This is a genomic window from Streptomyces sp. NPDC091376, from assembly GCF_044757085.1.
GTDB classification, from domain to species: Bacteria; Actinomycetota; Actinomycetes; order Streptomycetales; family Streptomycetaceae; genus Streptomyces; species Streptomyces pratisoli.
Genome location: NZ_JBIVUF010000002.1, coordinates 378,846 through 404,741 on the forward strand (window position 1 = coordinate 378,846; position 25,896 = coordinate 404,741).

General features: G+C 71.6%; 21 protein-coding genes. 11 read left to right on the plus strand and 10 right to left on the minus strand.

Annotated features, from left to right (window positions below; genetic code table 11):
• Positions 1–47: 47 nt before the first annotated feature.
• Together ACIQMR_RS06050 and ACIQMR_RS06055 are read left to right on the plus strand one after the other, a co-directional pair.
• A complete protein-coding gene (locus ACIQMR_RS06050) occupies positions 48–851 on the plus strand; it encodes an alpha/beta fold hydrolase (RefSeq protein ID WP_401383425.1) in 804 nt (267 codons plus the stop codon).
• Positions 852–888: 37 nt separating this feature from the next.
• The gene (locus ACIQMR_RS06055) at positions 889–1,320 is read left to right on the plus strand and encodes a hypothetical protein (RefSeq protein ID WP_401383428.1); all 432 of its coding nucleotides are present in this window, start codon (positions 889–891) and stop codon (positions 1,318–1,320) included.
• Between the two features lie 97 nt (positions 1,321–1,417).
• Here the strand turns inward: ACIQMR_RS06055 and ACIQMR_RS06060 are convergent, their stop codons facing one another.
• Complete coding sequence (locus tag ACIQMR_RS06060; RefSeq protein ID WP_401383431.1) at positions 1,418–2,245, minus strand: MBL fold metallo-hydrolase; 828 nt, start codon at positions 2,243–2,245, stop codon at positions 1,418–1,420.
• 284 nt (positions 2,246–2,529) lie between these two features.
• Here ACIQMR_RS06060 and ACIQMR_RS06065 point away from each other — a divergent pair, with 284 nt between their 5' ends.
• From ACIQMR_RS06065 to ACIQMR_RS06080, 4 genes are all read left to right on the plus strand, one after another.
• Positions 2,530–3,216 (plus strand): TetR/AcrR family transcriptional regulator C-terminal domain-containing protein, encoded by a 687-nt coding sequence (locus ACIQMR_RS06065; protein WP_401383434.1) that lies wholly within the window; start codon positions 2,530–2,532, stop codon positions 3,214–3,216.
• A 66-nt stretch (positions 3,217–3,282) separates the two neighbouring features.
• Positions 3,283–3,738 carry a hypothetical protein gene (locus ACIQMR_RS06070; RefSeq protein ID WP_266380589.1) on the plus strand — a complete coding sequence of 152 codons (456 nt, stop codon included), beginning with the start codon at positions 3,283–3,285 and terminating at the stop codon, positions 3,736–3,738.
• A gap of 141 nt (positions 3,739–3,879) precedes the next feature.
• A complete protein-coding gene (locus tag ACIQMR_RS06075; protein WP_401383437.1) occupies positions 3,880–4,845 on the plus strand; it encodes an endonuclease/exonuclease/phosphatase family protein in 966 nt (321 codons plus the stop codon).
• A gap of 1 nt (position 4,846) precedes the next feature.
• The gene (locus ACIQMR_RS06080) at positions 4,847–6,778 is read left to right on the plus strand and encodes an FUSC family protein (protein WP_401383438.1); all 1,932 of its coding nucleotides are present in this window, start codon (positions 4,847–4,849) and stop codon (positions 6,776–6,778) included.
• A 30-nt stretch (positions 6,779–6,808) separates the two neighbouring features.
• Here ACIQMR_RS06080 and ACIQMR_RS06085 read toward each other — a convergent pair whose 3' ends face one another.
• A complete protein-coding gene (locus tag ACIQMR_RS06085) occupies positions 6,809–7,210 on the minus strand; it encodes an RNA-binding S4 domain-containing protein (RefSeq protein ID WP_401383440.1) in 402 nt (133 codons plus the stop codon).
• A gap of 120 nt (positions 7,211–7,330) precedes the next feature.
• Here ACIQMR_RS06085 and ACIQMR_RS06090 point away from each other — a divergent pair, with 120 nt between their 5' ends.
• Positions 7,331–8,794: an APC family permease gene (locus ACIQMR_RS06090; RefSeq protein ID WP_401383443.1), complete on the plus strand. Its 1,464-nt coding sequence runs from the start codon at positions 7,331–7,333 to the stop codon at positions 8,792–8,794.
• Positions 8,795–8,814: 20 nt separating this feature from the next.
• Positions 8,815–9,777, plus strand: a complete 963-nt coding sequence (locus tag ACIQMR_RS06095; protein WP_401383445.1) for a hypothetical protein — start codon at positions 8,815–8,817, stop codon at positions 9,775–9,777.
• A gap of 143 nt (positions 9,778–9,920) precedes the next feature.
• Here ACIQMR_RS06095 and ACIQMR_RS06100 read toward each other — a convergent pair whose 3' ends face one another.
• Positions 9,921–11,993 carry a PhoX family protein gene (locus ACIQMR_RS06100; RefSeq protein ID WP_401383447.1) on the minus strand — a complete coding sequence of 691 codons (2,073 nt, stop codon included), beginning with the start codon at positions 11,991–11,993 and terminating at the stop codon, positions 9,921–9,923.
• 312 nt (positions 11,994–12,305) lie between these two features.
• Between ACIQMR_RS06100 and ACIQMR_RS06105 the strand changes: the two genes are divergently transcribed.
• Positions 12,306–14,048 carry a VWA domain-containing protein gene (locus ACIQMR_RS06105; protein ID WP_401383449.1) on the plus strand — a complete coding sequence of 581 codons (1,743 nt, stop codon included), beginning with the start codon at positions 12,306–12,308 and terminating at the stop codon, positions 14,046–14,048.
• A gap of 20 nt (positions 14,049–14,068) precedes the next feature.
• On the opposite strand, the gene ACIQMR_RS06110 is transcribed toward ACIQMR_RS06105, so the two are convergent.
• Together ACIQMR_RS06110 and ACIQMR_RS06115 are read right to left on the minus strand one after the other, a co-directional pair.
• Positions 14,069–15,214 carry a sensor histidine kinase gene (locus ACIQMR_RS06110; protein WP_401384085.1) on the minus strand — a complete coding sequence of 382 codons (1,146 nt, stop codon included), beginning with the start codon at positions 15,212–15,214 and terminating at the stop codon, positions 14,069–14,071.
• Between the two features lie 38 nt (positions 15,215–15,252).
• Complete coding sequence (locus ACIQMR_RS06115; protein WP_401383451.1) at positions 15,253–15,909, minus strand: response regulator transcription factor; 657 nt, start codon at positions 15,907–15,909, stop codon at positions 15,253–15,255.
• Positions 15,910–16,023: 114 nt separating this feature from the next.
• On the opposite strand from ACIQMR_RS06115, the gene metG reads away from it, so the two are divergent.
• Positions 16,024–17,679: a methionine--tRNA ligase gene (gene metG, locus ACIQMR_RS06120; protein WP_401383454.1), complete on the plus strand. Its 1,656-nt coding sequence runs from the start codon at positions 16,024–16,026 to the stop codon at positions 17,677–17,679.
• Positions 17,680–17,765: 86 nt separating this feature from the next.
• Here metG and ACIQMR_RS06125 read toward each other — a convergent pair whose 3' ends face one another.
• Positions 17,766–18,527, minus strand: coding sequence for a hypothetical protein (locus ACIQMR_RS06125; protein ID WP_401383457.1), 762 nt, complete (start codon positions 18,525–18,527; stop codon positions 17,766–17,768).
• 180 nt (positions 18,528–18,707) lie between these two features.
• A complete protein-coding gene (gene aspS, locus ACIQMR_RS06130; RefSeq protein ID WP_401383458.1) occupies positions 18,708–20,495 on the minus strand; it encodes an aspartate--tRNA ligase in 1,788 nt (595 codons plus the stop codon).
• 173 nt (positions 20,496–20,668) lie between these two features.
• Here aspS and ACIQMR_RS06135 point away from each other — a divergent pair, with 173 nt between their 5' ends.
• Entirely contained in the window at positions 20,669–22,876 is a 2,208-nt protein-coding gene (locus ACIQMR_RS06135) for a SpoIIE family protein phosphatase (RefSeq protein ID WP_401383461.1), read from the plus strand.
• On the opposite strand, the gene ACIQMR_RS06140 is transcribed toward ACIQMR_RS06135, so the two are convergent.
• The 3 genes from ACIQMR_RS06140 to ACIQMR_RS06150 form a co-directional block, all read right to left on the minus strand.
• On the minus strand, positions 22,795–23,907 hold the full coding sequence (locus tag ACIQMR_RS06140) for an AI-2E family transporter (protein ID WP_401383463.1): 1,113 nt from the start codon (positions 23,905–23,907) through the stop codon (positions 22,795–22,797). The two genes, ACIQMR_RS06135 and ACIQMR_RS06140, sit on opposite strands and share 82 nt — an antisense overlap.
• A gap of 111 nt (positions 23,908–24,018) precedes the next feature.
• The gene (locus tag ACIQMR_RS06145; RefSeq protein WP_401383466.1) at positions 24,019–24,978 is read right to left on the minus strand and encodes a pirin family protein; all 960 of its coding nucleotides are present in this window, start codon (positions 24,976–24,978) and stop codon (positions 24,019–24,021) included.
• A 177-nt stretch (positions 24,979–25,155) separates the two neighbouring features.
• Positions 25,156–25,623, minus strand: a complete 468-nt coding sequence (locus ACIQMR_RS06150) for an SseB family protein (RefSeq protein ID WP_266380545.1) — start codon at positions 25,621–25,623, stop codon at positions 25,156–25,158.
• Positions 25,624–25,896 lie beyond the last annotated feature (273 nt).

Sequence of the window (25,896 nt, forward strand, 5' to 3'; positions counted from 1 at the left end):
CAAAGATCTTATTGCACCGACAAGTTGGGGCGCCTAGCCTCGTGAACATGCCCTCCGCACTCATCGACGCCCCGGCCGCCGGTCACGAACCCCTGGTCGTCGGTTACGAGGACAAGGGTTCCGGTCCCGCCCTGGTCCTCGTCCACGGCCACCCCTTCGACCGGACCATGTGGGCGCCGCAGCTCGCGGCCTTCTCCGCCACGCACCGGGTCGTCACGCCCGATCTGCGCGGCTACGGCACCTCGTCCGTCGTCCCCGGCGTCACCCTGCTCGGCGACTTCGCCACCGATCTGGCCGCGCTGCTCGACCACCTCGGCATCCGGCGCTTCGTCCTCGGCGGCCTCTCCATGGGCGGCCAGATCGCGATGGAGTGCTACCGCCTCTTCCCGGAACGGATCGCCGGGCTGGTGCTCGCCGACACCTTCCCTGCCGCCGAGACCGGCGAGGGCAGGGCGCAGCGCAACGCCATGGCGGACCGGTTGCTCGCGGAGGGGATGCGCGGATACGCGGACGAGGTACGGGACCGGATGGTCGCCCCGTACAACACCGCGGTCTCGGCGGCCGTCCACCGGATGATGCTCGCGGCGCCGCCGGAGGGCGCGGCGGCCGCGCTGCGCGGGCGGGCCGAGCGGCCCGACTACCGCGTGTTGCTCACCGGGGTCGCGGTTCCGGCGCTGGTGGTCGTGGGCCGGGACGACGCGTACACCCCGGTGGCGGACGCCGAGGCGATGCACGCGGCCATCCCGGACTCGACCCTCCGCGTCATCGAGGGAGCGGCCCATATGCCGAACCTGGAGCGGCCCGAGGAGTTCAACGCGGTGCTACGGGCGTACCTCGAACGGCTCAACTGAAATATCCGATATACGCCGTCTGAACCATGCTGGCGCCATGAGCCAGAACACTGCACCGAGTGCACCCCGGAGTGCCGGCCCGAACACCGACACCGGCTGGGCGGCGGGCGGCACGCTCTTCGCCGGTGTCCTGATGATGGTCACCGGCATCATCAGCATCTTCGAGGGCATCGCCGGCATCGCCGAGGACGAGGTCTACACCCGGGTCGGCGACTACGTCTTCTCCTGGGACCTGACCGCCTGGGGCTGGGTCCATCTGATCCTCGGGATCCTCGTGGGGATCACCGGCTGGGGAATCCTGAAGAACATGGAATGGGCACGGTATACGGGTGTCGCCCTGGCGTCGCTCAACATCATCGTCCAGTTCCTGTTCCTGCCGTACCAGCCGGTGTGGGCGATCTTCTCGATGGCGATCTCGGTGTTCATCATCTGGGCACTGATCACCACCGAGTCCCGCACCACGGCCTGAGCGTCCGGCACCGGATCGCCGTCGGCCGCGATCAGCGGCCGACGGCCGGCGCCGCTCACCACCGGCCGGCCGCTCACAAACGGTCGGCCGCTCGCCGTCAGTCGCCGCCCGCCAGCAGGTCGAACTCGTGCGCGTCGTGCGACGAGAAGATCCTGACCAGCCGCGGATGGGCGCGGCGCAGCTCCATCAGCCGCTCCAGCTGACTCAGCCGCTGTTCGTGGTCGTCGGCGACGAGCCGCTGGTGGAGCGCGAGCGCGCGCGGGCAGCGCGGGCGGCGGAGATCGGTCTCGCCGTGGAAGAAGTACGCGTCGCCCGCGTGCAGCAGCCAGCGGTCCGGCTCCTGGACGGCGACCGCGCTGTGCCCCCTGGTGTGGCCGGGCAGCGGCACGAGCATGATGTCGGGGGACCGCAGCACCCGGGACGCGGGGAAGCCCAGCCAGTGCGAGTCGGCGGCGTCATGGACGACCCAGTCGACGCCGTGCGCCCACTGGGCGGGCAGATAGCGGTTCGCCTCCAGACGGGTGTCGCGGCGCATCGCGGCCCGGTACTCGTCGGCCATCACATGGACGCGTGCCTGCGGGAAGTCGGCGAGGCCACCCGCGCGATCCAGGTCGAGATGGGTCATGACGATGTCGCGTACGTCGTAGGGGTCGTAACCCAGCGCCCGGACCTGGTGCACCGCCGTACGGGACAGATCGAGCACCGGCCGCATCGTGTGGCGGAAGAGCGCGCCGAGGCGCCGGGGGTCGGAGACCTCGGCGGCGCCGATGCCGGTGTCGACCAGGACGAGACCGCTGCCGGTCGCGATCAGCATGCAGTGGGCGACGAGCGGCGCGCCGCCCAGGGGGCGCATGGGCGCGCAGTCGAGGTGATGGATGGTGAAGGCGGAGCGTCGCTGGCGGGTCGGGGTCGTGCGCACAGACATCTGTGCCTCCTGCTCACAGGGGGATACCCGGCGCGAGACGGCCGGGCTGGGAGAGGATGGTGGCCGTGCTGTTGTGCTCGGCGAACCGGTTGCTCGTGGCTCCGGTCCTGAAAGGCGCTCGTGCGGATGGCCCCGTCGTGCGCGGCCGATCCGTCCGACATCTCGCCCTGCCTCCACAGCAGTTGCGCCACTTACACCGTAAGTACGAGACAGGAGCGAAGCACTTACGCTGTAAGTCGTCAAGCGTTACCGCGCGTAGCCACCCGAAAGAGGAGCCGTTGTCCATGGCCCAGCGATCGAGACCCGAAGTCCCCGGCCCCCGGGAACCGTTGAGCCGGGACCGGATCGTCGGCGCGGCACTCGTGATCATCGACGAGGAAGGCATGGACGCCCTGTCCATGCGGCGGATCGCGGCCCGGCTCGGCGTCCAGGCGATGTCGCTCTACAACCATGTGCGGAGCAAGGACGACATCCTCGACGGGGTCACGGAGTTCATCACCACCGACATGCACATGCCGCAGCGGATGACGGGCGACTGGGAGGACGGCATCCGCTCCATCGCGTACGGCTTCCGGCAGGCGTCGCTGCGCCACCCGCGCGCCTGCGAACTGGTCCTCATGCGCCAGCTGTCCACACCGACGGCACTCGCGCCCGTGGACACGATGATCGCCATGATGCTCGACCACGGCTTCGACGAGGAGACCGCGGTGCACGCGCTGCGGCTGTTCATCTCCTTCCAGGTCGGCACGCTGCTGCGGCAGTTCCACAGCACGTCGGGACCCGCCGGCGACGCCAAGGACGGGGCGGAGCGGGAGACCGTCCGCACCGCGTACTTCGCGGCCTCCGGCTTCCCCGCGGTGGCGAAGGTCGCGCCGATCCTCGCGGTGAACGACCACGAGGCGGAGTTCGCCTTCGGGGTGGAACTGCTGATCACCGCGCTGCGGGAACTGGCCCCGGTGGGACAGGACTGAACCGGGCCCGGTCCGCACCGCCACCGCCGAGTGGCCGAACGGATGGCGGTGCCGCAGTCTGGGCGTATGAGACCAGGCCATGGCATACGCAACGCCGTCATGGCCGCCGTGACCGCGGTGGTGGTCACGGCGGGGATGACCGGCTGTTCCGACACTGACGAGACACCCAAGTCCGCGGCGTCCAAGGCGGGCGCGGCCATCGAGTCCGCGACGGCCGCGGCGGCGTCCGAGATGGCCAAGGTCAAGGGCGGCCTCAACGCCGCGACGGACGTCAAGGCGGGTCCCACGACGGCGGACGGCGACCGCGTCACCTCGGAGATCACGGCGACGAACCCGACCGGGGAGGCCACGGACTACACGGTCCTGGTCAACTGGAAGGACAGCGACGGGAATCTGCTCGACGCGACCGTCGTCTCCATCGACGGCGTCCCGGCGGGCGGCACGAAGTCGGCGACGGCCCGCAGCAACCGGAGCCTCACGGGCACTCCGGCAGCGGACATCGGGAAAGCGGTACGGCACTGACGGCACCGGCGCCGACCGTCCCCACCGCCGGACACACGGACGAGCTCCGGCCCCCACCCGGTGACCGGGACCGGACGGTGCGACCGGGGGAAGCGGGCACGGCCCGACGAACTCTTCCGGCGGCTGGGGCGTTGGCTTGGCATGGGGCCTGGAACGGGATGGCGGCGCGTCGCCGCGTGGGCCGGTGGGCTGGTGCTCGGCGCGGTGTCCGTCGTCGTCGGATGCCGGATCGCCGGTGTCGACGGATACACGCCCGTGCCGCAACTGCTCGCGTTCCTGCCGTGGCTGCTGGTGCCCGCCGGGCTGGGCCTCGCTCTCGCCCTGTTCGCCCGGCGGCGCGTGCTCATCGCGTGGGCGCTCGTCGTGCTCGCCGCGACCGGCTGGTACGTCCAGCCGTACGGACCGGAACCCGGCCCGCCGCGCGGCCCGGTCGTCGCCCGGCTGGAAGTGCTCACCGCCAACGTCGAGTTCGGACGGGCCACGCCCGATCTGATCGCCGCCGTCCGGCGCGAGGAGCCGGACCTCGTCTTCGTCCAGGAGTGCGACCGCGCCTGCTCCGCCGCGCTCGACGCCGCGATCTCGCGCGCCGACTACCCCTACCGCAACGTCGTCGAGGGCGATCTCGCCGCCGGGTCCGCGATCCTCTCCGTCCACCCGCTCAGCGACACCGCCGGAATCCCGGGCGTCCTCGCCATGCCGGGCGCCGAGGCGAGGATCGGCGGGCGCACGGTCCGGCTGCAGCTCGCGCATCCCCTGCCGCCCGTCCCCGGCGGGCTCGGCTCCTGGCGCGAGGAGCTCCGCCGCGTGCGGGCCTACGCGGCGACGGGCCGGGGGACACCGACGATCCTCGCGGGCGACTTCAACGCCGGTCAGGACCACGCCGCCTTCCGCGACGTCCTCGACTCCGGCGTCCTGTACGACAGCGCCCGGCTCGGCGGCGCGTTCCGGACCCCGTCCTGGCCGGCCACCGCACCCGCACCGCTCGGCACACAGATCGACCATGTGCTGGTGAGCGATGATTTCGCCGTACGCGATGCCCGGTTCCTCGACCTCTCCGGCACCGACCACCGCGCACTGCTCGTCGGCCTCGCACTGCACAGGGGGTGACATGAGGGATCGATCACGGCTGGCTCCACCGCCCTGGCTGGTGTCCGGGCTGCGCCCGCGGACCACGCCGGTCAACTGGGCCGCCGTCGCCCGCGCCTGCGTCGCGATGTCCGCACCGCTGGCCGTGGGCTTCGCCATGGACCGGCCCGCGTACGGGGCGCTCGTGTCGATGGGCGCACTGTCCGGGGTCATCGGCGACACCGCCGACGCCTACCGGATGCGGATCTTCAACATCGCCGTACCGCAGCTCTTCGGGGCCGTCGGCGTCACGCTCGGCACGCTCGTGTACGGCGAGGGGTGGCTCGCGGTCGGCGTGCTCACCCTCGTCGCGCTCGTCTCCGGCATGATCTCGTCGATCGGCGCGCTCGCCTCCGTGTCCGGACTGCTGCTCCTGCTCAACGCGGTGGTCGGGGCGGGCCTGCCGCTGCCCAGCCCCTGGTGGAAGGCCCCACTGCTGCTCGGCCTCGGCGGCATGGTCGTCCTCGCCCTCGCCCTCCTCGGCTGGCCGCTGCGCAGCGGGGTGCCCGAGCGGGCGGCGGTCGCCGGCACCTACCGGGCGGTCGCGGATCTGCTGGCCGCGGCCGGCAGCGACACGTACGACGAACGCCGCCAGGACGTCACCCAGTCCCTCAACACCTCCTACGACCTCGTTCTCGCCCGTCGCGCGCGCGACCACGGCCGCAATCCGACCCTCGTACGGCTGCTGGCCCAGCTCAACGCCCTCATCCCGGTCGTCGAGGCCGCCCCGGCCGCCCATCAGCGCGGCCGTCCCCTGCCCGAGGCGATCCCCGCGGTGGTGCGGGCACTGGCGGACGCGGTCGAGCAGGCCCGGACCGACCTGCCCTGCCCGGACCTGCCGCGGCCCACCACCCCGACCGAACGTGCCGTCGACGACGCCCTGCGGCACGCGGCGACCGTCGTCCACGAGTCCGACCCCGATCCGTACAACGTGGACGACCGCCTCGGCCGCCCCGCCGCGCTGCGCATCCGGATCCGCCGCACGGCCCGCAGCGTGCTGCTCTCCGACGCGTCGTGGCGGTACGGGCTGCGGCTCGCGCTCTGCATCGGCATCGCCCAGGCGCTGGTCTCGCTGGTCGTGCTGGACCGCTCCTACTGGATCGCGCTCACCGTCACCTTCGTCCTCAAACCGGACTTCGGGTCGGTCTTCTCCCGGGCCGTGGCACGCGGGCTGGGCACGGCGGCAGGGCTGGTGGTGGCGGCGGCCGTGCTGGCGGAAGTGCCCCGCGGCTGGTGGGACGTGCCGGTGATGATGGTGCTCGCGGCGCTGATCCCGGCGTTCACGGCGAAGGGGTACGCGTTCCAGACCGCGGCGATCACACCCGTGATCCTGCTGCTCTCCGACCTGCTGAACCGCCAGGGCATCGGCCTGATCAGACCGCGTCTGGTGGACAGTCTCATCGGCTGCGCGATCGCGCTGATCGTGGGCTATCTGCTCTGGCCGGAGAGCTGGCACACCCGCATCGGCGACCGGCTCGCGGAGTCCGTCGACGCGGCGGCGCGGTATGTGGAGCAGGCCTTCGGCCGGGACGGCGACCAGGTCGAGCGGGTGCGATCCCGGCGGCGGCTGTACCGGGACCTGTCGGCGGTGCGGTCGGAGTTCCAGCGGGCGCTGACCGAGCCGCCCCCGACGGGGACGCGGGCGGCCGCGTGGTGGCCGCTCGTCGTCGCGGTCGAGCGGATCGCGGACGCGACGACCGCGGCGAGGGTGCGCGTGGACCACGGGGCCTCGCCGCCGGCGGCGGCCGAGGTCGCGGCGGTGGTGGGCGAGCTGCGGGCGCTCGCGGACGGGATCCGCTCCAGCGAGGAGCTCGTCGAGGTGCGCGCGGACCTGAAGGGAGACGACAAGAGCGTCGTCGAACCCCTGCGCCAGGAGGTCACAGCGGCCCGCGCGATCGCCTCACCCCGGCCCTGACCGCCTCGCCCCCGCCCCGACCCGCGGCGCTCACGCGCCGCGGCCGTGGAGGCGGTCCATGTCCCTGCGCTCGCGCTTCGTCGGACGGCCGGTGCCGCGGTCGCGGACGCCCATGGGTGCCGTGAGCTCGCGCGGCGGAGGCGGCGGCGAGTGGTCCACGTAGCACTGGACCGCCGCCGGGGCGCCGACCCGTTTGCGGATGATGCGGGAGACGGTGACGATCCGCTCGCGGCCCGCGTGGAAGAGCCGCACCTGGTCCCCCGCCTTCAGCGCGTGCGCGGGCTTGACCCGCTCGCCGTTCACCCGGACATGACCGGCGCGGCAGGCCGCCGCCGCCTGGGAGCGGGTCTTGGTGAGCCGCACGGACCAGATCCAGCTGTCGACGCGTACGGTCCCTTCCGTGCCCCCCGGGGTCCCTGCTTCATCCGCCATACCGACGAGAGTACGGGGGGAGACTACGATGCGCTTCCGTCTCCCGTTGCGGAACAACCCCTTCAGCGCGGCCGACGACTCTGATCCATCGCCACATGCCCTGCCACACAAGGACATTCGATGAGCAGCAATTCCGGCAGAGGGCTCCAGCCCAACGTCCTCGGCACGTTCGACACCATCGTGATGGCGGTCGCCGGGAGCGCCCCCGCGTACTCGCTCGCGGCGACCACCGCCGTCCTGGTCGGGGCCGTCGGCCTGGCCGCCCCCGCCGCACTGCTGTACTGCGCGATACCCATGCTCGGCATCGTCCTGGCCTTCAGCCGTCTCGGCCGGATCGACGTCAACGCGGGAGCCAGCTACTCCTGGGTGGGCCGGACCCTCCACCCGTTCCTGGGCTTCATCTCCGGCTGGGCGCTGGTCGTCTCGGCGACGATCTTCATGGTGGCCGGCTCGCTTCCGGCCGGCGCGATGACCCTCGCCCTCTTCGACCCGGGCCTCGCCGGCAACACCGCGCTGGCCACGGCCGTCGGCGCCTGCTGGTTCCTGGTGATGGTGCTGGTGGTCCTCGGCGGCGCCCGGCTGACCGTACGGGCCCAGCTGCTCATGTCCGGGGTCGAGATCCTGCTCCTGCTGCTCTTCCTGCTCGCCGCCCTGCTGCACAAGGGCTCCGCGGTCTCCTTCGACTGGTCCTGGCTGGGCTTCTCCCACTTCGACGGGGCGTCCGGATTCGCCTCGGGTGCGCTGATCGCCGCGTTCTACTACTGGGGCTGGGACGTCACGAGCAACCTCAGTGAGGAGACCCGCAACAGCCGCAGGACCGCGGGACTCGCCGCCCTCGTCGGCGTGGGCGTGGTCCTCCTCCTCTTCGTGGCGTTCACGATCGCGGTCAATGTCATCCTGACCTCGGAGCAGATCAAGGCGGGCAGCGGAAACGTCCTCGGTGTGCTTGGTGACGCGATCTGGCCGGGCGTCGGCGGAAAGCTGCTGATCATCGCGGTGCTGCTGTCGACGGTCGCCACCCTGGAGACCACGCTGATCCAGGTCACGCGCTCGCTGTTCGCGATGGGCCGCGACCGTACGATGCCCGCTGCGCTCGGCACGGTGCACCCCCGCTGGAACACGCCCTGGGTGGCGATCGGCGTGGTCGGCGTGGTCGCGCTGGTGATGTTCGTCGCCGCGACCGCGCTCGGCACGGTCGGCGACATCCTGTCCGACGCGGTCAGCGCGATCTCGCTGCAGATCGCGGTCTACTACGGGCTCGCCGGCCTCGCCGCGGTCGCCGCGTACCGCCGGATGCTGCTGACGTCCGTGAAGAACTTCCTGCTCGGCGGGGCGTGGCCGCTGCTCGGCTCGGCCTTCATGTTCTGGATCTTCTTCGAGTCGCTGGGGGAGCTGAGCACCGCCTCGATCGCGATCGGCCTCGGCGGGCTGGTCGTCGGTGTGGTGCCGATGCTCTGGTACTGGCGGCAGGGGAGCACGTACTACCGGCCGGCGAAACTGGACGCGGCCCGGTCGATCGAGGCGGAGGTGCCCTACGCCGCTGCCGCGCCGGGCCCGCGCGACGCCATGGCCACGGACTTCTGAGGCAGAAAGCAGGCAGGGACATGGCTGCTGCTCGCCGCCGCTTCGAGCCGGACTTCGATCCGGACCTGGGTGACCGTGCGCTCACGCAGGCCCGCCACGACATCGTGATCGGCCGGTGGCAAGGCGTACGGGACCTGCTGCACACCACCGGCCAGGACTGGCCGCGCCGCACGCACCGGGTACGCCAGCTCTCGCACGCCGCGGCGGGTTCCTCGGCGGTCGAGGCCTGGCGGGCGGCCGAACCGGACAGCCCCGACGCGGCCGTGCTGCGGGCCGCGACCGAGGTGGTCCGGGTCTTCGACCACGCCATCGCGCAGGGCCGCGGGTCGGCCATGGACCGCGGACGCATCGACGTTGCGGTGATGGCCTGCCTCGGCGCGGCCGAGGCGGCACCGGCCGACCCGATGCCGTGGGTGTCGCTGCTGACCGTGGCCCGGCTGTACGAGGGCGGCGTCGGACGGCGCCAACTACGCACCTGGTGGGACGAGTTGCGGCGCCGCGACGCGGACAACATCGAGGGCCATGTGCAGCTGCTGCGCTACTGGTCGGCGCGCTGGCACGGCACGCACGGCTCGATGTACGACGTCGCGCGGGACGCGGCCGGCGCGGCACCGCCCGGATCGCCGCTGCCGGTGCTCGTGCAGATCGCACGGGTCGAGGAGTTCCGGTACGTCGCGGAGGGCGCCCGGGGCCGTGCCCCGGTCCGCGACTTCGGCCAGCACTGGAAGCACGAGCTGGCGGTGACCGAGGTGCGGCGCACCTGGGAGCGGTGGATCGGCGGGCGGGAGAACGGCCCGGTCCTCCCGGAGGAGGTCGCCGAGCTCAACTATCTGACGCACGCGGCCTGTTACGCCGGCGAGACGGAGGTGGCGCGCAGGCTGTTCATGATGCTGGGGACGAGGGCGGCGCGGGTGCCGTGGTCGTACACGGGAGACCCGGCCGAGCAGTTCGTCCGCTTCCGCTCGGCGACGGAGCAGGGCTGACGCCGAAGTGCCCGAAGCCGGCACGGAAGTGTCGGAGGCGACGCAGAAGTGCCGGAAGACGACGCCGAAGTGCCTGAAGTACCTGAAGGGACCCCTCCCCGTGGGCCCGGCGGGAGCTGCCGGGCCCACAGGGTTCACCGGAGTCAGACGCCGATGTCGCGGCCGTCCTTGCGGTAGACGGCGACGACCGACGGGCGAACGATCCTGCCCGGCCCGTCGGGCCACACCGACGCGGGCTTCTCGACGGTCGCGCCGTCGATCTCGCCCGGGTGCTGCACGGCCACGATCACCCGGCGGTCCTGGATGATCGGCCCACAGGTCTCGGCACCCTTCGGGACGGTGAGGAACTGCTTCAGCTCACCGCGGCGCTCGCCCAGCGTGGCGACACCGAACAGACCGTCGTGGGAGCCCAGCTGGGCACCGTCGGTGGAGATCCACAGGTTGCCGTGCGGGTCGAAGGCCACGTTGTCCGGGCAGGAGATGGGGCTGACCGTCTCCTTCGGGTACCCGGCGAAGTAGGTGGCCGGGTCCTCCGGGTCACCGGCGACCAGGAACAGCCGCCAGGCGAAGCCGTCGGCCGACGGGTCGTCCCAGTGCTCGGCGAGCTCCAGGATCTGGCCGTGCTTGTTCAGGTTGCGCGGGTTGGCCTCGTCCGCGCCGGCCTTGCCGGCCTTGCCACGGTCGGTGTTGTTCGTCAGCGCGACGTAGACCCGGCCGGTGCGGGGGCTCGGCTCGACGTCCTCGGGACGGTCCATCTTGGTGGCGCCGACCTTGTCACCGGCGAGGCGGGTGAAGACGTACACCTCCTCGGCGGTCATGCCCTCGACGTGCGAGACATCGCCGGTCGCCAGCGGGATCCACACGCCGCTGCCGTCGAACTCGCCGTCGTTCGGGAGCTTGCCGGTGCCGTCGATCTCGGCGGCGGGGGAGTCGCCGGTGAGCTTCGCGACGTACAGCGTGCCCTCGTCGAGCAGGGTGAGGTTGTGCTCGCGGGCGGCGCGGCTGTTGCCCTTCTTCATCCGCTTCGACGAGACGAACTTGTAGAAGTAGTCGAATCGCTCGTCGTCGCCCATGTAGACGACCGGACGGCCGTCACGGGTGAGGCGCGGCTGCGCGGCCTCGTGCTTGAAGCGGCCCAGCGCGGTGCGCTTGCGGGGCGTGGAGTCCGGGTCGTACGGGTCGAGCTCGACGACCCAGCCGAAGCGGTGCGACTCGTTGGGCTCCTGGGCGGCGTCGAAGCGCTTGTCGAAACGCTCCCACTTGCGCTCGGTGGCGCTGGTGCCGAGGCCGTAGCGCTTGTCGGTGGCGCTGCTGCCGTTGGCGAAGTACTGGTTGAAGTTCTCCTCGCCGTGGAGCGTGGTGCCCCACGGGGTGGTGCCGCCGGCGCAGTTGTTGAGCGTGCCGAGGACCTTGGTGCCGGTCGGGTCGGCGGACGTCTTGAGCAGATCGCTGCCCGCGGCGGGACCCGTGAGCCGGAACACGCTCGTCGCCGTCAGACGGCGGTTGAGGTAATGGCGGCTGACCGGCGTGAGCTTGCCGCTCCTGCGCTCCTCCTGGACGACGACGACGGACAGCCCGTGCGCGGCCCAGGCGATCTCGACCTGCTCGCGGGTCGGGTTGGCGGCGTCGTAGCCCTTGAACATCAGGACTTCGTCCGTGTACTCGTGGTTGGCCACGAGGACCTGACGGCCGTGCTCGCGCAGCGGGAGCAGGCTGAGGAAGTCGTTGTTGTAGCCGAACTGGCCCGCCTGCGCCGTGGCGGTCTGCTTGTCGGCGTTGAAGGCGGGCGCGCCACGGAGGATGGGCTCGCCCCAGCGGATGACCACGTTCTGGGCGTAGCCGACGGGAACGGTCACCTGGTCGGCGGTGTTGGGGGCGACGGGAGTGAAGCGCAGACCGCGGGCGCCGTCGGCGGAACCGCTGCCTCCGTGGCCGCCGTGGCGTATGCCGTCGGTGGCGGGCACTGCGGCGGCCTGGGCGGACGGGGCGTTCTGCGTGAGGACGGCGCCGCCGGCGGCGGTGGCGACGGTCACGACCGCGGCGGTGCGCATCATCGAACGGCGGGACAGCGCACCGGCGATGATGTCGCCGGCGTACTCGTTGTCGCTGGTGTTCGGCACTTCGTGGAAGCAGGCGTCACCACACCGGTAGCGGCAGGTGAGAGCGGACCGGCCGCCCGCGTGGTTAGAGCTCAGGAGTGGCAGCAGTTTGCGCACTTCGTCCCCATCTCCCCCTTCGGCGCACCCTGCGCCGACATCGTGTCGGAATATCTCCGGCCGTGACGGTAGGGGCACACATGTGCAATGCGGCAGCGATGAAGTGAACGCGGAATGAATGCGGAGCGACCGGGGCGGTCTTGACGCGGGAGGGGGTTGCGGCGGTACACAACGGGCGGCCGCTAACCTTACGTGTCCGCGCTGGCCGGGGCTGCGGCGTTGCCGCACCTGGAACGGACAATGCCGGACAATGATCGCACCCAATTCACGCGAAAGGCCTCGCCCATGGGCATTCGGAGCTTGCTGCGAAAGGTGTTTGGACGCGAGCGTACGGAGTCGTCCTCACCGGCCACGACGACGAAACCCGCCTCCGCCACCTCCGTCCCGCCCCAGGCCGAGGCCCCCTCCTCCCAGGACCACGCGGCCGATCTGGTGGCCGCGGCCTTCGACAACCCGCCCCAGCGCCCGACGATTCCGCCGGCGCGCACGCCGTCACCGTCCGCGTCGGTTCCTGCCGCGGAGGAGCAGACGGCCGACCCGGCCGCTGAAGCGGCGGTTGACACCGCCCCCGAGCCCGCCGAGGCCGAGGTCGCCGCCGTAGAGGCGGAGCCGACGAGCACCGAAGCCGTTGCGGACGAAGGGGTCGAGACCGCTCCCGAGGCTGCCGAGACCGAGCCCGCCACCGCTGCCGCTCCCCCGGAGGACGCAGCCGAGCCCGTCGCCGAGGAGCAGCCTGCCGACCCGGCGGTTGACACCGCCCCTGAGCCCGCCGAGGCCGAGCCCGCCGCCGCTGTCGCTCCCCCGGAGGTCGCTGCCGAGCCCGTCGCGGAGGCCCCGGCCGCGCAGGAGACGCCGGCCGACCCGGCCGCTGAAGCGGCGGTTGACACCGCTCCCGAGCCGGCCGCGACGGACGCCCCCGAGCCCGCCGCCGCAGAGGCTGAGCCGACGAGCACCGAAGCCGCTGCGGACGAAGCGGTCGAGACCGCTCCGCAGGCTGCCGAGACCGAGCCCGCCACCGCTGCCGCTCCCCCGGAGGACGCAGCCGAGCCCGTCGCCGAGCCCGTCGCGGAGGAGACGCCGAAGGCCGCCGCTGAGCCGGACGAGGTCCCGGCCGAGGTCCCGGCTGGCGCCGAGCAGGCAGAGCCGGCACCGGCCGAGGCCGAGGTGGCGGCGCCCGTAGCCGCACAGGCCGAGACCGACGAGACATCGGGCGTGGCCGACGAGCCCGCCGCCGACACCGCGGAGGACGTCGTCGCGGCTGAACCCGTAGACGCGGAGCCCGTACCCGTACCCGCCGCCGTCGCTGAGGACGCCGAGGACGCCACCGACGAGGTGGCCGACGCCTCGGAGCCGGCGGCGGCCGGCAAGTCCGCGATGTCGCTCGCCCGGGTGCGGGCCCGAGCCGCCGGGCTCGTCGGGGCGTACAAGGCGGCCGGCGCCGCGCTCGAGGCCGCCGACGGGCTCGGGGCGCGGGCCAGGGTGTACCTGGTGCTGGACCGCTCCGGTTCGATGCGGCCGTACTACAAGGACGGCAGCGCCCAGCAGCTCGGCGAGCAGACGCTCGCGCTCGCCGCCCACCTCGACGAGGCCGCGGCCGTGCAGGTCGTGTTCTTCTCGACGGACATCGACGGGACCGGTGAGCTGACGCTCGCCGGCTACGAGGGCCACGTGGACGAGCTGCACTCGGGGCTCGGCCACATGGGACGGACCAGCTACCACCGGGCCGTCGAGGAGATCGTCGAGCACTACGAGAAGTCCGGCGACGACGTGCCCGCCCTCGTCGTGTTCCAGACGGACGGCCCGCCCGACGCCAAGCAACCGGCCAAGCAGGCCCTCGCGGACGCGGCCGGGAAGCCGATCTTCTGGCAGTTCGTGGCGTTCGGCGAGTACGAGGCCAAGGGCTTCGACTTCCTGCGCAAGCTGGACACCGACGAGAGCGTGGCCAATGCCGCGTTCTTCCACGCGGGCCCCGACCCCCGTGAGCTCACCGACGAGGAGCTGTACGAGGGTCTGCTCGGCGCCTTCCCGAAGTGGCTGAACAGCCGCAACGGCTGACCGCGGGCCGATCGCGACAGCTAGGACGACGAAGCCCGGCCGGAGGGCACCGGCAGCAACACCCGCACCACCAGCCCGCCCTCCGGCCCCGGCTTCGGCCCCGTCCCCGGCTTCGGCCGCTCCGTCACCGACCTCGGCTCCGCCTCCACCGTCCCCCCGTGCGCCACGGCTATCGACCGCACGATGGAGAGGCCGAGCCCGGCCCCCGGCCCCATCCGGTCCCGCCCCTTCCCGCGCCGGAACGGCTCGAAGAGCCCGGGGACGTCCGAGGCGGCCACCACGGGCCCGGTGTTCGTGACGGTCAGCAGCCCACCGCCGGCCGAGACGTCCACGGACACCTCCACCACCCCGTCCGGCACGTTGTACGTCACGGCGTTCGCCACCAGGTTCCGCACCAACTGCCCCAGCAGCAGCCGGTTCCCCCGGACCACGCCGGATCGCGAGACCTCCGCGAAGACCCCGTACCGCTCGCACTCCTCCTCGACGACCTCCCCGAGGTCGACGTCCTCCCTCTCCTCCAGCCCCCGCTCGCTGCGCGCCAGCAGCAACAGACCGTCGATCAGCCGCTCACTGCGGCGGTTGGTGTCGAGCAGCACCTGCTTCACGCCTGAGTCGTCCAGGCCCACCTGGATCGCCGCCCGCTGCGTCGCCAGCGGCGTCCGCAGCTCGTGGGACGCGTTCGCGATGAACCGCCGCTGGCTGTCGAACGCCTTCTCCAGCCGTGCCAGCAGCGCGTCGATCGTGTCGCCGAGCTCCTTCAGCTCGTCGTCCGGGCCGCGCACGGCGATCCTCCGGTCCAGCGTGTGCTCCGAGAGCCGTCGCGCCTTCGCGGTCATCTCGTGCACCGGACGCAGCACCCGGCCCGCCGTCCACCACCCCACGACCACCGCGCACACCGCCGTCCCCAGCAGCGCGAACGCCGACCAGATCAGCACCTGCTCCGAGGCCGCGTCCGACACGGTCTCGGTCAGCTGGTGGACGGTGCCCGGCTCCAGGAGGGTCGTCTCGCGCAGGGCGATCGCCGCCGCCTCGCCACGCGTGCCGGCCCGCGACAGCAGGTTCACGATGCCGAGCAGACAGGCCCCGAGGACCAGGAAGACCCCGCCGAACACGAGCGCGACGCGGGTACGGATGGTGGAGCCGGGCCCCAGCGGACCCGGCCCCAGCGGACTCGGACCGAGCGCACCGGTCCCGGACGAGCGGCTCACAGCACGTACCCCACGCCCTGCACGGTACGGATCAGCGGCGGTTCCCCGAGCTTCCCGCGCAGCTTGCTCATGCACACCCGTACCGCTCCCGTGAACGGATCGGCGTGCGCGTCCCACGCCCGCTCCAGCAGTTCCTCCGCCGACACCGTCGCCCCGTCCGCCTCCAGCAGGATCTGCAGGACCGAGAACTCCTTCGGGGAGAGCTCCAGGTCCCGGCCGTCCCGCTCCGCCGTCCGCCGCACCGTGTCGAGCCGTATCCCGCACCGCTCCAGCAGCGGCGGCAACGGGGGCCGGGCCGTGCGGCGCCGCAGCGCCCGTACGCGCGAGACCAGCTCGGGGAACTCGAACGGCTTGGTGAGGTAGTCGTCGGCGCCCAGGTCGAGCCCCTCCACCCGGTCCTCCATCGACGCGGCCGCCGTCAGCATCAGGATGCGCGTGCGCGAGGCCGAGGCGATCAGCTCGCGCGCGACGTCGTCCCCGTGCATCCGCGGCAGATCGCGGTCGAGGACGACGACGTCGTAGTCGTGCAGCCCGAGGTACGCGAGGGCCGCGTCGCCGCTGTGCACCGTGTCGACGGCGAAACCGGCCCGCCGCAGCCCGGTGGCGACCAGCTCCGCCAGCACTTCCTCGTCCTCCGCGACCAGTACCCTCATGCCCTCTTCCTACCGGACGCGATGTTTCCGCAGCGTCTCCGCCGGATGCCCCGATCCGGTGGCCCCGGTTCATGCGTGTGAGTCGATCTTCCGGCGGCCGTTAGGATTTCGACCATGGCGGCCACTGGATCCGAGAAGCAGGGGGCGAGCGAAGGCGTGAAGGCCTTTTACGTGTCGACCCCCATCTACTACGTCAACGACGCTCCTCACCTGGGCCACGCCTACACGACCGTCGCAGGCGACGTGCTCACGCGCTGGCACCGTCAGCGCGGCGAGAAGGTGTGGTACCTCACCGGCACGGACGAGCACGGTCAGAAGATCATGCGCACCGCGGAGGCGAACGGCGTCAGCCCGCAGGAGTGGTGCGACAAGCTCGTGGAGGAGGCCTGGAAGCCCCTCTGGGAGCACCTGGAGATCGCGAACGACGACTTCATCCGCACGACGGAGCGCCGGCACACCGACCGCGTCCAGGAGTTCGTGCAGGACCTGTACGACAAGGGCGAGATCTACAAGGGCGGGTACGAAGGCCCGTACTGCGTGGGCTGCGAGGAGTACAAGCTCCCCGGCGAGCTGCTGGACGGCGAGGGTGACTACGCCGGGCAGAAGCTGTGCCCCGTGCACAAGAAGCCGGTGGAGATCCTCAAGGAGGAGAACTACTTCTTCAAGCTGAGCGAGTACGGTCCGAAGCTGCTCGAGTTCTACGCGTCGAACCCCGGCTTCATCCAGCCCGAGTCCGCCCGCAACGAGGTCGTGAACTTCGTGAAGCAGGGCCTGCAGGACCTGTCGATCTCGCGGTCGACGTTCGACTGGGGCATCCCGATCCCGTGGGACGAGAAGCACGTCATCTACGTGTGGGTCGACGCCCTGCTGAACTACGCGACGGCGGTCGGCTACAACGAGAACCCGGCGAAGTTCGAGGACACCTTCCCGGCGGACGTGCACCTCGTCGGCAAGGACATCCTCCGCTTCCACGCGATCATCTGGCCGGCGATGCTGATGGCGCAAGGCCTGCCGGTGCCGGGGAAGATCGCCGCCAACGGCTGGCTGATGGTCGGCGGCGAGAAGATGTCGAAGTCGAACCTGACGGGTATCAAGCCGCAGGACCTGACCTCCCACTTCGGCGTGGACGCGTACCGCTGGTACTTCCTGCGCGCGATCGCGTTCGGCCAGGACGGTTCGTTCTCCTGGGAGGACTTCACCGCCCGCTACACGAGCGAACTCGCCAACGACTACGGCAACCTGGCGTCCCGGGTCGCCGCGATGGTCGGCAAGTACTTCGACGGGGCGCTGCCCGAGGCGACGGCGAACGGCGACGCCGAGAAGAAGATCCACGAGGGCCTGGCGAAGGCCGTGGCCGAGGCCGACCGGAAGATCGGCGAGGAGCTGGACTTCCAGGGCGGCATCCTGGCGATCTTCGACTTCGTCAAGCAGGTCAACGGCTACATCACGGAGCAGGAGCCGTGGAAGGTCGCCAAGACCGCGTTCGATCATGCTGCTGACGCAGCGGGCTCCGAGCAGGGCAGGGCCCGCCTCGCGACCATCCTGTACACGGCGGCCGAGTCGCTGCGGGCCGTGGCCGTCCTGCTGAATCCGGTCATGCCGGACACCTCGCAGAAGCTGTGGGACTCGCTCGGCGCGGAGGCGTCCGTCGGCGCCCTCGCGGACCAGCGCGTCCAGGACGCTGCGGCCTGGGGCGGGCTGCCGGCCGGCTCGACGGTGACGAAGGGCGCGGTGCTCTTCCCGCGCCTGGAGGACCCCAAGAAGGCCTGACGCACCCGCACACGGAGCCCGACACCGCCGCACGGTGTCCGAAGGGCCCGGGGAACCGGCACGGTTCCCCGGGCCCTTCCGCCGTCTCAGCGCGCCAGCGACTCACCGTCCCCCATCACGATCACCGGCCGCTTCGCCGGGTCCAGCCGGCGCAGCAGCTCCCGCATGTGCTCCGGTCCCAGCGACACGCACGCCTGGGTGGGTCCGTCGTGGTCGACGTGGACCCAGACGCCGCCGCCCCGGTCCCAGCCCATCGGGCGCTGCTCGTCGAGCGGGGACAGCCCCGACGCGCGGTTGTAGTTGATCGCGATGACGTAGTCGAAGGAGCCCGCGAGCGTCTCGCCCCGGAAGCCCCTGCCGGTGGCGAGGAACTCCTCGGACTGGTGGTACGGCAGCTTCGTGCCCGGATTGGGCAGCCGGCCGCCCGCGTCGGTGAGCCCGAAGACACCGATCGGGGAGCGCTTGTCCCCGGCCCAGTGCTCGTCGGTCCAGCCCTTCAGGGCGTTGCGCGCCTTCCAGGGCCCGGCCACCGGCAGCCAGCCCCGCATGGGATCGCGTTCGTACAGCGTGGCCGTCGAGTCGCTGGAGTACGCGGCCCGTCCGGTCACGACGAGGGCCTGGTCGGTGCCGTCGGGAACGAGCGCCCTGGTCCTGGTTCCGAGCGCGGGAATCTCGCCGGGATGTGCCCGCTGCGCCGCGGGCGGTCCTGGCCGGGCGGCGGCGTTGCCCGCCGCGTGGCTGGGGCCCGCGGCCGGGGGCGGCGGCGACGAGGGCTTCGCGCAGCCCCCGAGCAGCAGTCCGGCGGCCAGCAGGGGCAGCGCTGCTCTGATCAGTAGGGTGCTGAGCACTCCGCGTTGTCCTGTCATGGTGCTGGTGCTTCCCGTTGCTGCCGCTCGTCGTCGGCGCGTCGCCGCGAAAGACTCGGAAGGAGCAGGAAAACAACGCGGAAGGGCCCGGAACCTGCGGGTTCCGGGCCCTTCCTCATGGCCTTTCGGCCGTGCCGCCCCTCGGGGGCCGACCTCATCGCCTCACTTGGTGGGCTTGTACGGCGTCGGCTTGGCCGGGCCCTTGTACAGGCCGATGTGGAGCTCCTTCAGACGGGCTTCCTCGACCTCCGCGGGCGCGCCCATCAGCAGGTCCTGCGCGTTCTGGTTCAGCGGGAAGGCGATCGTCTCGCGGATGTTGGGCTCGTCGGCCAGGAGCATCACGATGCGGTCGACGCCGGGGGCGATGCCGCCGTGCGGCGGGGCGCCGTACTGGAAGGCGCGCAGCATGCCGGCGAACTCGCGCTCGACGGTCTCACGGTCGTAGCCCGCGATCTCGAAGGCCTTGAACATGATGTCGGGCTCGTGGTTCCGGATGGCGCCGGAGGACAGCTCGACGCCGTTGCACACGATGTCGTACTGCCAGCCGAGGATGTCCAGCGGGTCCTGCGTCTCCAGGGCCTCCAGGCCGCCCTGCGGCATGGAGAACGGGTTGTGCGAGAAGTCGAGCTTTCCGGTGTCCGGGTCCTTCTCGTACATCGGGAAGTCGACGATCCAGCAGAAGCGGAAGACGTTCTCCTCGAAGTGGCCCGCGCGGCGTGCCGCCTCGACCCGCACGGCGCCCATGATCTTGGAGACCTCTTCGAACTCGCCGGCGCCGAAGAACACCGCGTGACCGGCCTTGAGGCCGAGGCGCTCGGTGAGGACCTTGACGTTCTCCTCGGTGAGGAACTTGGCGATCGGGCCGGACAGCGCGCCGTCGTCGCCGACACGGACCCAGGCCAGGCCCTTGGCGCCCTGCTCGATCGCGTACTCGCCGAGCTGGTCGAAGAACTTGCGCGGCTGGTCCTGGACGGCCGGCACCGGCAGGGCGCGGACGTGCTTGCCCGCGAACGCCTTGAACTCCGAACCCTCGAAGACGTCGGTGATGTCGACCAGCTCGAGCTGGGCGCGCAGGTCGGGCTTGTCGTTGCCGTACTTCAGCATCGACTCGCGGAACGGGATCCGCGGGAACGGGGACGTGACGTGGCGGCCGCCGCCGAACTCCTCGAAGAGTTCCGTCATCAGCTTCTCGATCGGCTGGAAGACGTCCTCCTGCTCGACGAAGCTCATCTCCACGTCGAGCTGGTAGAACTCGCCGGGCGAGCGGTCCGCGCGGGCGTCCTCGTCGCGGAAGCAGGGCGCGATCTGGAAGTAGCGGTCGAAGCCGGCGATCATCAGCAGCTGCTTGAACTGCTGCGGGGCCTGCGGCAGGGCGTAGAACTTGCCGGGGTTCAGCCGGGACGGCACCAGGAAGTCACGGGCGCCCTCGGGGGAGGTCGCGGTGAGGATCGGGGTGGCCATCTCGTTGAAGCCGAGCGCGGTCATCTTGTGCCGGATCGCGGAGATGACCGCGGTGCGCAGCATGATGTTGCGGTGCATGCGCTCGCGGCGCAGGTCCAGGAAGCGGTACTCCAGGCGCCGCTCCTCGTTGACGCCGTCGTCCGTGTTGATCGTGAAGGGGACCTGGGCGGAGGCGCCGAGCACCTCGACCTGGGTGACCTCGATCTCGACCTCGCCGGTCGGCAGGTCCGGGTTGACGTTGTCCGCGCCACGGGCGGAGACGGTGCCGTCGACGCGGACGACGGACTCCTTGGACAGATGGCTCAGGGCCTCGTTGGCCGGGGTGCCGGGACGGGCGACGAGCTGGACCAGACCGTAGTGGTCGCGCAGATCGATGAAGAGGATGCCGCCCAGGTCTCGGCGATTGTGCAGCCAGCCGCTCAGCCGGACGTCGGTGCCGACGTCAGAGGCGCGGAGCTCGCCGCAGGTGTGGGACCTGTACCGATGCATCGTCGTTCATCCAGTCTTCGCGATGGGGGATGTGGGCAGACCCACCCAGGTTACCGTCCGGCTCATGATCCCCTTTCCTGTATGACGGCGCGGGTTCCGGGCCCCCGGCGGCCCGAGGTCCGGCCGCGGGACCCAGCGGGTGAAGCCGGGAGCAACCCGAATACAGTAGGAAAATGCGCACCGAGGACGTCCTGGCCGCGATCGCGACCGGCCTGTGGCGCTGGGACGACGCATCCGGGACCGTCACGCTCGACGCCGAGGCCGCCCGGCTGCTCGGCATGTCCGGGCTTCCCCGCGACGGTGGCACCGTCACCCAGGCCGCCGTGCGTTCGCGTTTCCACCCGGTCGACTGGAACGAGGTCGACGGGATCATCGGGCTCGCCGTGGCCGAGGGGACCCTCGCCGAGTTCCGGCTGCGGATCGTGGACGAGGAGGGGCATGTGCTGCGTACCGTACGCAGCCGCTCCAAGCCGGTCCTCGTCGAGGGGAAGAGCCACTACCTGATCGGCACGATCCAGGAGGTCGCGGAGCCGCAGCCCGGTACGAGCGCCCGCACCCCCGTCACCGGCGACTGGCGCCGTTCCCGCGAGGCGTTCCTGCTGGACGCGGGCCGTGCGCTGGCCGAGGCCCGGTCCACCGCCGAGGTGCTGCGGGTGGCGGCTTCACTGTCCATGCCGGGCTTCTCCCCCGACGGTCTCGCCGTCTTCGGCGTCACGGCGGACCGACTGAAGGTCCTCGGCCACCACGGGTACGACCCGGCCGACGCGGGCCCGCTCGCCGACATGCCGCTGGACACCGAGTACCCGGCCGCCGAGGTCATCCGCAACGGCCGGGCCCTGTACATCCCGACCCCGGACGAGTACCAGCGCCGGTACCCCACGATCTGGCCGCTCGTCAGGGGCTTCCGCCGGCACTCCTGGGCCTTCCTCCCGCTGATCGTCGCGGGCCGCACGATGGGCACCTGGATGGCGGCCTTCAGCCATCCCGTCGCCTTCACCCCCGACGAGCGGTCCGTGCTGACGACCGTGGCGCGGATGCTGGCGCAGGCGCTCGCCCGCGCCGGCGTCGCGGAGAGCGAGCGGGAGCTGTCGCGCGGCATCCAGCGCTCGATGATGCCGACGCTGGGGCCCGGCATCCCGGGCATGTCGGTGGCCGCGCGGTACGTGCCGACCGGCGGTGGTCTCCAGGTCGGCGGCGACTGGTACGACATCATCCCGCTGCCCGGGGCCCCCGCCCACGCCACGGGCCATGGGGGCGGCCGGTTCGCGCTGGTCATCGGCGACGTCCAGGGCCATGACGTACGGGCGGCCGGGCTGATGGGACAGCTGCGGACCGCCCTGCGCGCGTACGCCGCCGAGGGGCACCGCCCCGACGCCGTGCTGGCCCGCGCCTCCCGCTTTCTGACGGGCCTGCACGACTACACGGAGAGCGAGGCGTTCGACGACGGCGACCATGTCGGCACGTACAGCGCTCCGCGCTTCGCGACCTGTCTGTATCTGGAGTGCGATCCGGCGACCGGCACGCTGGAGATCGCACGGGCCGGGCATCCCGACCCCGCGATCAGACTGGCCGACGGCACGGTGATCATGCGGCCGACGGCCGGCGGACTGCCGCTCGGGATCGATCCGGACACCGACTATCCGACCACCCGGATCGTGCTGGAACCCGGCGAGACGATCATGATCTGCACGGACGGGCTGCTGGAGACCGGCGGCCACGACCTGGACAGCGGCTGGGAGCGCATCCGTGCCGTGCTGGAGGAGCACCAGGCCGACGGCGACACGCTGGAGAAGCTCGCCGACGCCCTGGTGCAGGCCGTGCACGGTCCCGCATCGCACTACACGACGGGGCCGCTCGCGGACCGGCGTGAGGACGACATCGCCGTCGTCCTGCTCTCCCGGCACGGCAGGCCGGCCCGCCGGGCCCCGCGCCGTACGGTCCTCACCGTCGCCCAGGCCGAGCCGGAGCGGATCGCGATCGCCCGGCAGCAGCTGCGCGATCTGCTGCACGACTGGGCGGACGGGGAGCAGATCGATTCGGCGGTGCTGATGGTCTCCGAGATGGTCACCAACGTGCTCGTGCACACCGACGGCGACGCGCTGATGGTGGCGGAGGCGGCGGGCGAGCACGGCGGCCGCCGGCTGCGGGTGGAGGTCTCGGACACCAGCGACGAGCTGCCGCACCGGCGCAGTCCCGGCGAGATGGCGTCGTCCGGGCGCGGGCTGGTGCTGATGGAGATGCTCGCGGACCTGTGGGGCGTGGACCCGAGGGGCGAGGGCAAATCGATCTGGTTCGAGCTCTACGAACCGGGCGGACTCGCCCAGGGCCCGGCCGAGCCGGCGCCGCCCGGACCTTCGGTGGGGTCGCCGACGGGTTCGTAACGCTTCCGCAGCTCGCCGATCACCCCGAACGCGGCGGCGGTCAGCGGCACGGCCAGCAGCATCCCGAGGATTCCGGCGATGCCCGCACCCGCGGTGATCGTGAGCATCACGACCGCCGGGTGCATCTGGACGGTGCGGCTCTGGATCATCGGCTGCAGGACGTGCCCCTCCAGAACCTGTACGGCGAGGACGACGCCGAGCGCCCACAGCGCGATCACGAACCCCCGGTCGGCGAGCGCCACGAGCACGGCGAGCGCGCCCGAGATGAACGCCCCCAGATACGGGATGTAGGCGAAGACGAAGACGAGCGCGCCCAGCCCGACCGCGCCGGGCACGCGCAGGATCAGCAGTCCGACGGTGATGCAGATGGCGTCGATCAGGGCGATGAACGTGGTTCCGCGCATGAAGCCCTCGACGGCTCCGAAGGCCCTGCGGCCCATCGCCTCCGCCATGTCGCCCGTGGAGCGTGGCACGAGGGCGCGCAGGGTGCCCACCGCGCGGTCGGAGTCCCGGAGGAAGAAGAAGATCAGCAGCAGGGCGAGCACGGCGATCGCGACCCCTTCGGCGACCAGGCCGAGCCCGGAGATCACCCCTGACGCGGCCGTCCCGCCGAACTTGCTCAGCAGTTCCTTGGAGTTGGTCGCCAGGTCGTCCAGCGAGGTCCCGACGGCGCCGAAGTGCTTCGCGAGGTCCACCGCGGCCCGCTTCACCGAGGTGATGATCTGGTCCCCGCTCTCGATCAGCGCGTTGACCACGATGTACCCGGCCCCGCCGACGACGGCGACCACCGCGGCGCAGGTCAGCCCGGCGGCGAGGGAGCGCTGCACCTTCATCCTGACGAGCCGCCGGTGCAGCGGGCCGAGAAGGGCGGTGCCGAGCAGCGCCAGGAGCACGGGGACGACGGCCGTCCTGAGGACGTTGATCAGCCAGATGCCGACGGCGCCGACCCCGGCCACCAGCAGCGCGACGAGGCACCAGGCGGCGAGGCGCTGCGCTGGCCGGGGCAGGAGGGTCGTCCATGTCGGCGGCACGGACCCCAGCCGATCACGCCGGGGCCCGGTCGTCCTGCCCGTCCGGGCCGGACGGGTGACATACCGTCAGCGAGGGCGGCCGGCCCGGCCACGGGCGGGCCGCCCTCCAGGTCACATCCCGTGCACGGCGGGGACCGTGCCCAGACGCCCCTTCTGGAAGTCCTCGAAGGCCTGCTGCAGCTCCTCACGGGTGTTCATGACGAACGGTCCGTAGTGCGCCATCGGCTCCCTGATGGGCCGGCCGCCCAGCAGCACGACCTCCAGGTCACCGGTGCCGCCGCCGTCCTGCTTGTCGTCCGCGCGGACGGTCAGCGCGCCGCCGTCGCCGAACACCGCGGTCTGGCCCATGTGGACGGGACGCCGGTCGGTGCCGACGCCGCCGCTCCCGGCGAGGACGTACGCGAGGCCGTTGAAGTCCTCGCGCCACGGCAGCGTGATCTCGGCACCCGGCCGCAGCGTCGCGTGGATCATCGTGATCGGGGTGTGGGTGATGCCGGGCCCCTCGTGCCCGTCGAGCTCGCCCGCGATCACCCGCAGCAGCGCGCCGCCGTCCGGGGAGGTCAGCAGCTGCACCTGACCGCCGCGGATGTCCTGGTAGCGGGGGTCCATCATCTTGTCCGCCGCCGGGAGGTTGACCCAGAGCTGGAGCCCGTGGAAGAGCCCGCCCGACATGACGAGCTGCTCCGGCGGGGCCTCGATGTGCAGGAGTCCGGACCCGGCGGTCATCCACTGGGTGTCGCCGTTCTGGATGGTGCCACCGCCGCCGTTGCTGTCCTGGTGGACGAAGCTTCCGTCGATCAAGTACGTGACGGTCTCGAAGCCGCGGTGCGGGTGCCAGGGCGTGCCCTTGGGCTCGCCCGGCGCGTAGTCCACCTCGCCCATCTGGTCCATCATGATGAACGGGTCGAGGTACTTGTAGTTGATCCCGGCGAAGGCGCGACGCACCGGGAAGCCCTCCCCCTCGAACCCGGTGGGCGCCGTGGTCACGGCGAGCACGGGACGCGGCTGGGCATCGGCGGGCGCGGTGACGCGCGGCAGGGTCAGCGGGTTCTCAACGGTCACTGCAGGCATGGGGGACCTCCTTGGTGCATCCAAGTTTAGTTGAAAGCTGAACTTTCTGCCACCCGTAACGGGAAACGCCCGGGAGGAATTCCCCCGGGCGTCGGTGCCTGGTGCCTGGTGCCTGGTGCCTGGTACCCGCGGTTCGCGGCGCGGGCGCGGCGGCCCACCGCGATCCACGGCGTGCGATCAGCCGTACATGCGCCGCATCGCGAAGTCGACCATCTGCTCCACGGCCTTCGCGTCGAAGACCATCCGGTGCTCGCCCTCCATGTCGAGGACGAAGCCGTACCCGGTCGGCAGCAGGTCGATCACCTCCGCGCCCGTGATCACGAAGTACTTCGACTCCTTGCCCGCGTACCGCCGCAGCTCCTTGAGCGAGCTGAACATCGGGATCACGGGCTGCTGGGTGTTGTGCAGCGCCAGGAACCCGGGGTTGTCGCCCCGCGGGCAGTACACCTTCGACGTCGCGAAGATCTGCTGGAAGTCCTCCGCGGACAGCGACCCCGTCGTGAAGGCCCGCACCGCGTCGGCGAGCGACGGGGGAGACGGCTCGGGGTACAGCGGCTGCTCACCGTAGCCCGCACCGGGCATCGGCTGCTGCGGCGGACCGCCGTAGTGCTGCTGAGCGCCAGGGTTCTGGTCGTAGCCGTACATGAGCCCTGAGCCTACTGGGTGAAGCGGGGCGCCATCGATCCCGAGCGCACCCGCCGGTCACGGCTCGCGGGCCCGGACCCGCCACCGCGTGAGCACTGCCTCGTCAACTCCCTGGAGCGCGCCCGCCGGGTCGGCTAGGTTGGCGCCCCGTCGTGGGGTCGGACGCACCGTCATGTGCGGGGCGCGTCACAGATGCCCCATAGGGGTTGCTTCTTATTACCGGCGGGTAGCATCATCGTAGCTACTTGCTGGTAGATGTACGAGGAACCCTGC